This is a genomic window from Streptomyces sp. CC53 (genome assembly GCF_001865245.1).
In the GTDB taxonomy this organism is placed as follows: domain Bacteria; phylum Actinomycetota; class Actinomycetes; order Streptomycetales; family Streptomycetaceae; genus Streptomyces.
Genome location: NZ_MKXB01000155.1, coordinates 38,369 through 47,044 on the forward strand (window position 1 = coordinate 38,369; position 8,676 = coordinate 47,044).

8 protein-coding genes and 1 pseudogene are annotated in these 8,676 nt (G+C 76.2%); 6 read left to right on the top strand and 3 right to left on the bottom strand.

Annotated features, from left to right (window positions below; genetic code table 11):
- Positions 1–48: 48 nt before the first annotated feature.
- Together BJP40_RS17715 and BJP40_RS17720 are read right to left on the bottom strand one after the other, a co-directional pair.
- Complete coding sequence (locus BJP40_RS17715) at positions 49–663, bottom strand: DedA family protein (protein WP_071281214.1); 615 nt, start codon at positions 661–663, stop codon at positions 49–51.
- A 35-nt stretch (positions 664–698) separates the two neighbouring features.
- Positions 699–1,478: an MBL fold metallo-hydrolase gene (locus tag BJP40_RS17720; RefSeq protein ID WP_071281206.1), complete on the bottom strand. Its 780-nt coding sequence runs from the start codon at positions 1,476–1,478 to the stop codon at positions 699–701.
- Positions 1,479–1,562: 84 nt separating this feature from the next.
- Here BJP40_RS17720 and BJP40_RS17725 point away from each other — a divergent pair, with 84 nt between their 5' ends.
- From BJP40_RS17725 to BJP40_RS17735, 3 genes are all read left to right on the top strand, one after another.
- On the top strand, positions 1,563–1,967 hold the full coding sequence (locus tag BJP40_RS17725) for a hypothetical protein (protein ID WP_071272893.1): 405 nt from the start codon (positions 1,563–1,565) through the stop codon (positions 1,965–1,967).
- A gap of 166 nt (positions 1,968–2,133) precedes the next feature.
- The gene (locus tag BJP40_RS17730; RefSeq protein WP_226962361.1) at positions 2,134–4,446 is read left to right on the top strand and encodes a phage holin family protein; all 2,313 of its coding nucleotides are present in this window, start codon (positions 2,134–2,136) and stop codon (positions 4,444–4,446) included.
- Between the two features lie 66 nt (positions 4,447–4,512).
- On the top strand, positions 4,513–5,934 hold the full coding sequence (locus BJP40_RS17735) for an amino acid permease (protein ID WP_071281207.1): 1,422 nt from the start codon (positions 4,513–4,515) through the stop codon (positions 5,932–5,934).
- 68 nt (positions 5,935–6,002) lie between these two features.
- On the opposite strand, the gene BJP40_RS17740 is transcribed toward BJP40_RS17735, so the two are convergent.
- On the bottom strand, positions 6,003–6,551 hold the full coding sequence (locus BJP40_RS17740; protein WP_071281208.1) for an ABATE domain-containing protein: 549 nt from the start codon (positions 6,549–6,551) through the stop codon (positions 6,003–6,005).
- 125 nt (positions 6,552–6,676) lie between these two features.
- Here BJP40_RS17740 and BJP40_RS17745 point away from each other — a divergent pair, with 125 nt between their 5' ends.
- The 3 genes and pseudogenes from BJP40_RS17745 to BJP40_RS17755 form a co-directional block, all read left to right on the top strand.
- Entirely contained in the window at positions 6,677–6,979 is a 303-nt protein-coding gene (locus BJP40_RS17745) for a hypothetical protein (RefSeq protein WP_071272901.1), read from the top strand.
- A 27-nt stretch (positions 6,980–7,006) separates the two neighbouring features.
- The gene (locus BJP40_RS17750) at positions 7,007–8,113 is read left to right on the top strand and encodes a DNA alkylation repair protein (RefSeq protein WP_071281209.1); all 1,107 of its coding nucleotides are present in this window, start codon (positions 7,007–7,009) and stop codon (positions 8,111–8,113) included.
- A 310-nt stretch (positions 8,114–8,423) separates the two neighbouring features.
- A pseudogene (locus BJP40_RS17755) lies at positions 8,424–8,676 on the top strand (hypothetical protein); the annotation flags it as partial.

Here is an 8,676-nt window from a genome sequence, read left to right on the forward strand (position 1 = left end):
GGCGCCGCCGCTCGTGCCCTCCGCGCCCGGCTGCCTCCACCGGAAGCCTCAGCCCACCGGCGTTCCGGCCCGCCTCCGCAGCCGCCGCCACACCACCGGGGCCCCGCTGATCAGCACTGTGAGCGCCACCACCGCCACCACGCCCTGCCACGGCTGGGGGAACAGCGACCCGCCGGCCACCCCGATCAGCTGGTACGTCGCCGCCCACACCAGGCACGCCGGGATGTCCCCGACCAGGAACCGCCGCAGCGGCATCCGCGCCAGCAGGCACGCCAGCATCACCGGGATCCGCCCCGCCGGGACCAGCCGGGACAGCACGAGCACCGGCACCCGGTGGTCCCGCAGCCGCGTCTGCGCCCACGCCAGCCGCTCCGGCGCCGCCCTGGCCCGGAGCGCGTCCAGCCACGCCGAGCCGCCCCGGGACCGCACTCCGCGCTGCCCCAGCGCGTACAGCGCCGCGTCCCCGACCAGCGCCGCGCACGCCGCCACCAGGAACACCGCCAGCAGCGCGGAGGGCGCCGTCTGGTGGAAGGCCACCACCGCGGCCGAACTCACGATCGCCCCCGTCGGCACCACCGGTACCAGCGCGCCCAGCGCGACCAGCAGGAACAGCGACGGGTACCCGACCGCACGCTGCGTCTCCTCCGGCGGCAGCCGGTTCATGACGTCCGCGAACAGCCCCGCCGCCACCGCGCCGGTCACCGGACCGCCCCGGGCCGCACCCGTTCGCCGTGCGCCGGCAGGTGCACCGCGACCTCGGGTGCCGCCCGCGCCGCGAGCCGCGCGAACTCGCTGCCCGGCGCGTGGAACTCGTGCGGACGCACCGCGTCCATGCCGATCGGCCAGTACGTCCCGTAGTGCACCGGCACCGCCGCCCGCGGCCCCAGGGCGGCCAGTGCCCGCGCCGCCCGCCCCGCGTCCAGGTGGCCGTGGCCCAGGAACGGCCCCCAGCCCCCGACCGGCAGCAGCGCCACGTCGATCTCGCCCACCGCCTCCGCCATGCCGTCGAACAGGCCGGTGTCCCCGGCGAAGTACGTACGGGCCGCGCCCTCCACCACGTACCCCAGCGCGGGGGACCGGTGCGGCCCCAGCGGCAGCCGCCGCCCGTCGTGCGCCGCGGGAACCGCCCGCACCACCACCGGGCCCGCCTTCACCTCGTCGCCCCACCCCAGCTCGGCCAGCCGCACCCCGCCCGGGCGCTCGGCCAGCCGGCGCAGTGCCGGCACCGCGCGCGGCGCGCCCCGCGGCACGACGACGAGCGTGTCCGGAGCCAGCCGCGCCAGCGACGGCAGGTGCAGGTGGTCGGCGTGCAGGTGCGAGATCAGCACCACGTCGGCGCGGGCCGCGTCCGGCGGCGGCAGGGCGCCGCGCCGCCGCCGCAGATGGGCCAGCCGGCGCGTGAACAGCGGGTCCGTGAGCACCCGCACGCCGGAGTCCTCCACCGTGCAGGTGGCGTGCCCCCACCAGGTGACCTCCATCAGGCGCCCTTCCGTCCGCGGCTGCTGCCTACGAGCGTAGAGCCACGTCTCCTCGGAGGGCGGCCGTCGGAGTAGGGTCGGGACATGGAGGACGTACGCGTGGCGGCGATCGCCAGCCTGACGCCGCTGGAGGAGCTCGACTCCGACCCCTTCCTGGTGGACACCCGCAGCCAGCACGCCATGTGCGCGCGCTGGGCGGCCGACAAGGGCTACGTGGTCATCCGGGAGCTGCTGTTCTACGGGCTGCCGCCGGACCACCGGATGCTCTGGGCCGATGTCGAAGCCGGCGACGTCGACGTCTTCGTCGCCCCCAACGAACGGGTGCTGGAACGGGCCGTGACCTGCGCGCGGGCGTTCTTCGAGGAGTGCGAGCGGCGCGGGGTGCGCCTGGAGACGGCCGGCCTGGACGAGCCCGCGTACGACGCGGTGACGAAGGCGCGGGTGCACCGGCGGCTGTCGATGCCCACCGCCGGCTACGACGGCTGCTGAACCCGCCGGGCCCCGGCCCGCGGGCCCGGCGCGGGTCTCCCGGCGCGCGACCGGGCCCTCCGGGCCCCGCCCTGTGCCACGCTGGACCTCCCGGCGGAAAGCGGGGCGAACCAGTCGACCCGGAGGGTCGGTGCGGGCGGCGGGCGGCGGGCGGAGGGCGAACCGCGTGGACGCAGGACACGGGCGCGCAGCGCGCTGGCGGACGGTCGGCGGCGCCGTGCTGCGCGTCGTCGTCGTGTGGGTGGTGTCCACGCTGACGCTGCTCGTCCTCGCGGGCATCCTGCCCGACGTGCAGCTCCAGTCCGACGACGGTGACAGCATCACCCGCACGGCCCTGACCGCCGCCTGGGGCGCGGGCGCCTTCGGCCTGCTGAGCGCGCTCGTGTGGCCCCTCGTCGTGCGGGCCTTCCTGCTCGTCCCCGCCCTGGTGCTCGGCCTGCTGGTGTTCTTCCTCAACGGCTCCCTGCTGCTGGTCGCCCTGTGGCTGATCCCCGACGGGCGCGGCGAAGCCGACCCGGACAACGCCGTGGTGGTGGCCGCCGTCATGTCCGCCGTCGCGTCCGCCACGTCCACCGCCCTCGCCGTCCGGGACGACACCGCCTACCGGCGGCGGCTCTACCGGCTCGCCGGGCGCAGCCACACCCGGGCCGGCGACGCCGCGGCCCGGCCACCGGGCACGGTGTTCCTGCAGATCGACGGCGTCGGCCACGACACGCTGCGCTCGGCGCTGGCGGCCGGGGCCATGCCCACCGTCGCCGCCTGGGCCGGCGCCACCCACCGGCTCACCCCGTGGCGCACCGACTGGTCGAGCCAGACCGGGGCCAGCCAGCTCGCCCTGCTGCACGGCAGCAACCACGACGTGCCCGCCTTCCGCTGGTACGAGAAGGACACCGGGCGGCTCATGGTGAGCAACCGGCCCGCCAGCGCCGGCGAGTTGCAGCGCCGCGCCGCCGCCCGCACCGGCTACCCGGGCCTCCTCGCCGACGGCGGGGCCAGCCGCGGCAACCTCTTCACCGGCGGGGCCGACCAGCTGGCCCTGGTCCTGTCGGTCACGGCCCGGCGCGGTCTCGGCAGCCGCTCCCGCGCCGGCTACTTCGCGTACTTCCGGGACCCCGCCAACGCCACCCGCACCGCCGTCTCCTACCTCGCGGAGCTCGGCCGCGAGGTCGCGCAGTCCCTCGGCGCCCGGCTGCGCGGCGACCGGCCCCGGGTCCCGCGCGGCGGGCTCTACCCCTTCGTGCGGGCCTTCGCGACGGTCGTCGAGCGGGACGTCGTGCTCGCCGCCGTCATGGGCGACGTGCTGGCCGGGCGCCCGGCCGTCTACGCCGACTTCGTGGCGTACGACGAGGTGGCCCACCACTCCGGCCCGCACAGCCGCGACGCGTTCAAGGTGCTGGAGCGGATCGACCGCTGCGTCGCGCTCGTCGCGAAGGCGGCCGGGCACGCGCCGCGCCCGTACCGGATCGTGCTCCTCTCCGACCACGGGCAGAGCTTCGGGGAGACCTTCGAGTCCGCGTACGGGCTCACGCTGCGCGATCTCGTCCGGGTCTGTTGCGGTCTGCCCGTCCCGCGCCGCGTCCGGCACAGCCCGAGCGGCGCCGAGGCCCGCGGCGCCCTGCGCACCGCCCTGCACCGGCCGGAGGAGGGTTTCGAGCCCCCGCCCGGCGAGCGCCCGGCGCGCGGGGCGGGGCCGATCGTGCTGGCCTCGGGCAACCTCGGGCTGGTGTCCTTCCCCGACGTGCCGCACCGGATGTCCCGGGAGGAGATCGACCGCCGCTACCCGGCGCTGCTGCCCACGCTGGCCGAGCACCCCGGCATCGGTTTCCTGCTGGTGCGCAGCGAGGAGCACGGGTCCGTGGTGCTGGGACCCGGCGGCTTCGCCGAGGCCGTCGACCGCGTCACCGACACCTCCGGGCCGCTCGCCGCCTTCGGGCCGGGCACCGCCGACGCCGTCCGGCGCACCGACTCCTTCCCGCACGCCGCGGACATCATGGTCAACTCGATGTACGACCCGGAGTCCGGGAGGGTGCACGCGTTCGAGGCGCAGATCGGCTCCCACGGCGGACTCGGCGGCGAGCAGTCGCGTCCCTTCCTGCTGTGGCCGGCCGACCTCAGCCCCCCGACCGCCGACGGGGAGCCCTTGGCCGGGGCGGAGGTGGTGCACGCGGTCCTGCGCCGCTGGCTGGAGGAGTCCCGGGAGCAGCCGCCGTCCCCGGTGGCGCCCGGGGCCGAGGAGCCGCCCGCGCCGGGGCGCGGCCCGCACGAGCCGTCCACGGCGGGGGCCGGGGCGCAGGAGCCGCCCGGGCGCCGTCCGGAGGGGCCTCCCGCGGCGGAGCTCCGTGCCGAGGGGCCGCACACGACCGGGCTCAGCGCCGAGCAGCCACCCGTGACCGAACGTGTGAAGGATTCCCGTCTCGAAGGGCGAGACGCTGGAGGTCTTGCGGTGGGGGACGGTCCTTCGCCGGACAAAATCGGCTGATTTGGTGGCGTGTTCTCCGTAGCCCACCCTGGTTGCGTTTGTACGGAGAAAGGCGCACCACCCCTCATGTCCACGGTCACCACCCCCCACGAAGCCCCCGCGGCGACCCCGTCAGGCGAGGAGGGGGTGCCGGGCGGCGGCGACGGACCGGGCCGTGACGGGCAGCACGGCCGGCGCTTCGGGCTGCCGGTCGCGACCGCCCTGGTCATGGGCAACATCATCGGCGGCGGCATCTTCCTGCTGCCGGCCTCGGTCGCCCCGTACGGCACCATCAGCCTGGTCGCGTTCGGCATCCTCACCGCCGGAGCGATCGCCCTCGCCCTGGTCTTCGGGCGGCTGGCGGAGCGCCACCCGCGTACCGGCGGGCCGTACGTCTACGCCCGCGAGGCGTTCGGCGACTTCGCCGGCTTCCTCGCCGCCTGGTCGTACTGGATCACCGCCTGGGTGTCGAACGCGGCCCTCGCGGTGGCCGCCGTCGGCTACCTCGACGTGCTGCTGCCGCTGCACGGCTCGACGGCGGCGACCCTCGCGGCGGCCCTGTGCCTGCAATGGCTCCCGGCGGTCGCCAACCTCGCGGGGACCCGGTACGTCGGCGCGGTGCAGCTGGTCTCCACGGTCCTGAAGTTCGTGCCGCTCCTGCTGGTCGCCCTGGGCGGGCTGTTCTTCTTCGACCCGGAGAACCTGGGACCGTTCCAGGCCGGCGGCGACGGGGCGCTCGGCGCGGTGTCGGCGTCCGCCGCGATCCTCCTCTTCAGCTACCTGGGCGTGGAGTCGGCCGCCGTCAGCGCGGGGGAGGTGCGCGACCCGCGCCGCACCGTCGGGCGGGCCACCGTCCTCGGCACCCTCGGTGCCGCCGCGCTCTACCTCCTGGGCACCGTCGCGGTCTTCGGCACCGTGGCCCACGACCGGCTGGTGGACTCCTCGGCGCCCTTCTCCGACGCCGTCGACGCCATGTTCGGCGGCTCCTGGGGCGGTGCGGCCATCGCCTGCATGGCGGTCGTGTCGATGGTCGGCGCCCTCAACGGCTGGACCCTGCTCAGTGCCCAGACGCCGTACGCGGCGGCGCGGGACGGGCTGTTCCCGCGCGTCTTCGCGCGGCGCCGGAGGGGTGTGCCGACCGCGGGCGTCCTCGTGACCGTGGTCCTCGCGTCGCTGCTGACGGTCTACAACTACACCTTCGGGTCGGGCGGCGTCTTCGAGGTGCTGGTCCTCGTCACCACGTTCACGGCGACCGTCCCCTACCTGCTGTCCGCCGCCGCACAGGTGTACTTCCTGCTGTCCGGCCGCGGCGAGCGGGTGCACTGCCCGCGCCTGGTGCGGGACCTGCTGCTCGCCCTGACCGCCTTCGGCTTCTCCCTGTGGCTCGTCGCCGGGTCCGGCTACGCGGCGGTCTACCAGGGCGTGCTCTTCCTGTTCGCCGGTGTGCTCGTCCACGCCTGGCGGTCCGCCCGCAGGCGGGGCGCGCCGGAGGCCCCGCAGGAGGGCTGAGGGCCCGGGGCGCGGCCCGCAGCGGAACGCACGGCGGCGGGGCCGCGCAGCGGCAGCGGCCCCGTGGCTCAGTCCCGTGCGGGCTTCGGCTGACGCCGGGTCGACCTGGCCCGGTTGCCGCAGCCCAGGGAGCACCACGCCTGGTCGCGGCGCCGGGCCTGGAAGAACATGCCGCAGCTCGGGGCGGAGCAGCGGCGCACCCGTTGCCGCTGCTCCCCGGCGACCATGACCAGGGCCTCGCGGGCGGCCACGGCCTCGGCCGGACCGCCCGTCTCCTCCTCCGCCAGCCCGCCCTGCTCGGTGATGCGCAGCCGCACGGGCGCCGCCGCGGCCAGCCGGTTCAACTCCGCCCGTACGTCGGCGGGCGGCACGCGCTGCTCGGCCACCGCTTCCAGGGCCGCGCGCACGGGGGCGCGCAGCCGTGCCAGCACGTCCAGGGGCAGGGCCGCCATCCGCCGGTCGGCGGCGCGGGCCCGCCACTGCTCGGTGAGCTCCGGTTCGGCGAAGAAGTCGACGTCCTCGCGCCCGGGGCCGGCCTCCCGGACGACCGTGTTGGCCAGGTCGAGCACGGGGTCCTCGCCGATCCACGGCATCGCGCGCAGGCTCTTGAGCGTCATGGGCCCAATCTAGCCCACTCACGGCTTGCCGCGCGTAAACCCGTGATAGATTGCGATCACCGAATCGATCACGGTTTCGGTATGTGAAATCCGTGAGTATGTTGCTCCTCCGAAGGGATGCCGTCATGGGCGCCACCATCGAGTACGTACGCTTCGACACCGACGACGTCGCGGACCTGACCGCCCAGCGGGACGCGCTGATCGACCGCCTCCGGGAGCGGTACGGCGCCGACTTCCTCGGCGCGCACCTGGTCCGCTTCGACGACGGCAGCCTGGCCGACCTGCTCCTGTGGGCCTCGCCTGACACCGCCGCGAGGGCGGCCGAGGAGATGCCCGGCGACCCGGCCGCCGCGGGCTTCTTCAGCCGCATCGGCACCGTCCACGAGATGCGCCACGCCCAGGTCCTGCACTCCGCCGACCGCGGCTGACCCCGCTCGCCACCACGAGGAGCCGCCGTGCCCCTGGCCGAAGACCTTCTCGGCGCCGACACCGTCGACGCCCTCGCCGACCGCCTCGGCCGCGCGCTCGGCGGCCGGCCCGCGCAGACCGTCAGCCGGTGCGGCGCCTCCCTCGGCGGCCTGAGCTTCAGCGCCCGCACCGCCGCCGTCCGCGACGCCGTCCTCAGCGACCTCCCGGACCGCTGGCCGGACGTCGAACGGGTCCTGCGCACCGCCCTGGAGGACCCGGAGTTCACCGGCTGGATGACGTACCCGGTGAACGAGGCCGTCGCCGTCCACGGCCTCGCCGCCCCCGACGCGTTCGAACCGGCACTGCGCCTGCTGGGCGCGCTCACCCCGCGGCTCACCGCCGAGATCGCCGTGCGCCCCTTCCTCCGCGCCGACCTCCACCGGGCGCTGCGCGTCATGGCGCCCTGGACCGAGCACGACGACCCCCACGTGAGACGGCTCGTCAGCGAAGGCACCCGCCCCCGGCTCCCCTGGGCGCCGCGCCTCCCCGACCTCGTCGCCGACCCGGCACCCGCACTGCCCCTCCTCCACGCGCTGCGCGGCGACCCGTCCGCCTACGTGCGCCGCTCCGTCGCCAACCACCTCAACGACATCAGCCGCGACCACCCCGCCGTGGCCGTGGCCACCGCGGACCGCTGGCTGGCCGCCGACGCGGGCAGCGACACCGAGCGCCTGGTCCGGCACGGACTGCGCACCCTCGTCAAAGCCGGTGACCCGGCCGCGCTCACCCTGCTGGGCCACGCCCCGGACGCCCCCGTCGAGGTCACCGGGCCGCTCGTGCACACGACAGAGATCCGGATCGGCGACCACCTCGTCTTCGACTACGCGGTCGCCAACACCGGAGACCGGCCCGCCTCCGTCGTCGTCGACTACGTCATCCACCACGTCAAGGCCAACGGCTCCCGCACACCCAAGGTCTTCAAACTGACCACCAGGACCCTCGCACCCGGCGAGCGCTGGAAGGCCACCCGCCGCCACTCCTTCCGGGCGATCACCACCCGCCGCTACCACCGGGGCGTCCACCTCGTACGGCTCCAGGTGAACGGCGTGCCGCGCGGCGGGGACGTGCCGTTCCTGCTGGCCGACGGCACGTAGAGGCACCGGCCGCGGCAGGGACAGGAGGAGGCGGGGGAGGAGCAGCAGGCGGGAACGGACGCGCAAGCAGCAGCGCCCGAAGCCGGGACAGCGGTGCAGGCGGACGGAGGGGCCGGGGCGGCGACCGCTGCGGGCACGGAACCAGGGGCGGAGGCGGCGGCCGTCAGCACGGAACGAGAGGCGGAGGTGGCGGCGGAGGCACGCCCGCGCCCGGCGTAACGCGCTACGCCGAGCGGGCGGATCTCGTCCCCCGGCCGCCGACCGCGCGGCCCGGCGGGGCACAGGACCTGGTGTCCAGGAGGTCCGCGCCATGAACCCCAGTACCCGCGCCGTCACCCGCATCGGGCACCGCGCCCGGCGGCTGGGCATGCTGGTGGCGCTCCTGGCCCTCGCCGTACTCCTGGGCCTGGCCCCGGGCGCCGCCGCCCTGTCCCCCGAGGCGGAGCCGCTGCCCGCCTCGGCGCCCGCACTGCCCGAACCGGCGGGCGAGGGAGCCGCGCAGGAACCCGCCGAGGGCGAGCCCGCCGCGCCCGCCCGGCCCCGGGGCCGCGGCCGAGCCGCCG

Bases quoted from the DNA above. Each gene is read 5' to 3' on its own strand.
- BJP40_RS17715 (WP_071281214.1), bottom strand. From the start codon at position 663: ATGAACCGGCTGCCGCCGGAGGAGACGCAGCGTGCGGTCGGGTACCCG.
- BJP40_RS17720 (WP_071281206.1), bottom strand. From the start codon at position 1,478: ATGGAGGTCACCTGGTGGGGGCACGCCACCTGCACGGTGGAGGACTCC.
- BJP40_RS17725 (WP_071272893.1), top strand. From the start codon at position 1,563: ATGGAGGACGTACGCGTGGCGGCGATCGCCAGCCTGACGCCGCTGGAG.
- BJP40_RS17735 (WP_071281207.1), top strand. From the start codon at position 4,513: ATGTCCACGGTCACCACCCCCCACGAAGCCCCCGCGGCGACCCCGTCA.
- BJP40_RS17740 (WP_071281208.1), bottom strand. From the start codon at position 6,551: ATGACGCTCAAGAGCCTGCGCGCGATGCCGTGGATCGGCGAGGACCCC.
- BJP40_RS17745 (WP_071272901.1), top strand. From the start codon at position 6,677: ATGGGCGCCACCATCGAGTACGTACGCTTCGACACCGACGACGTCGCG.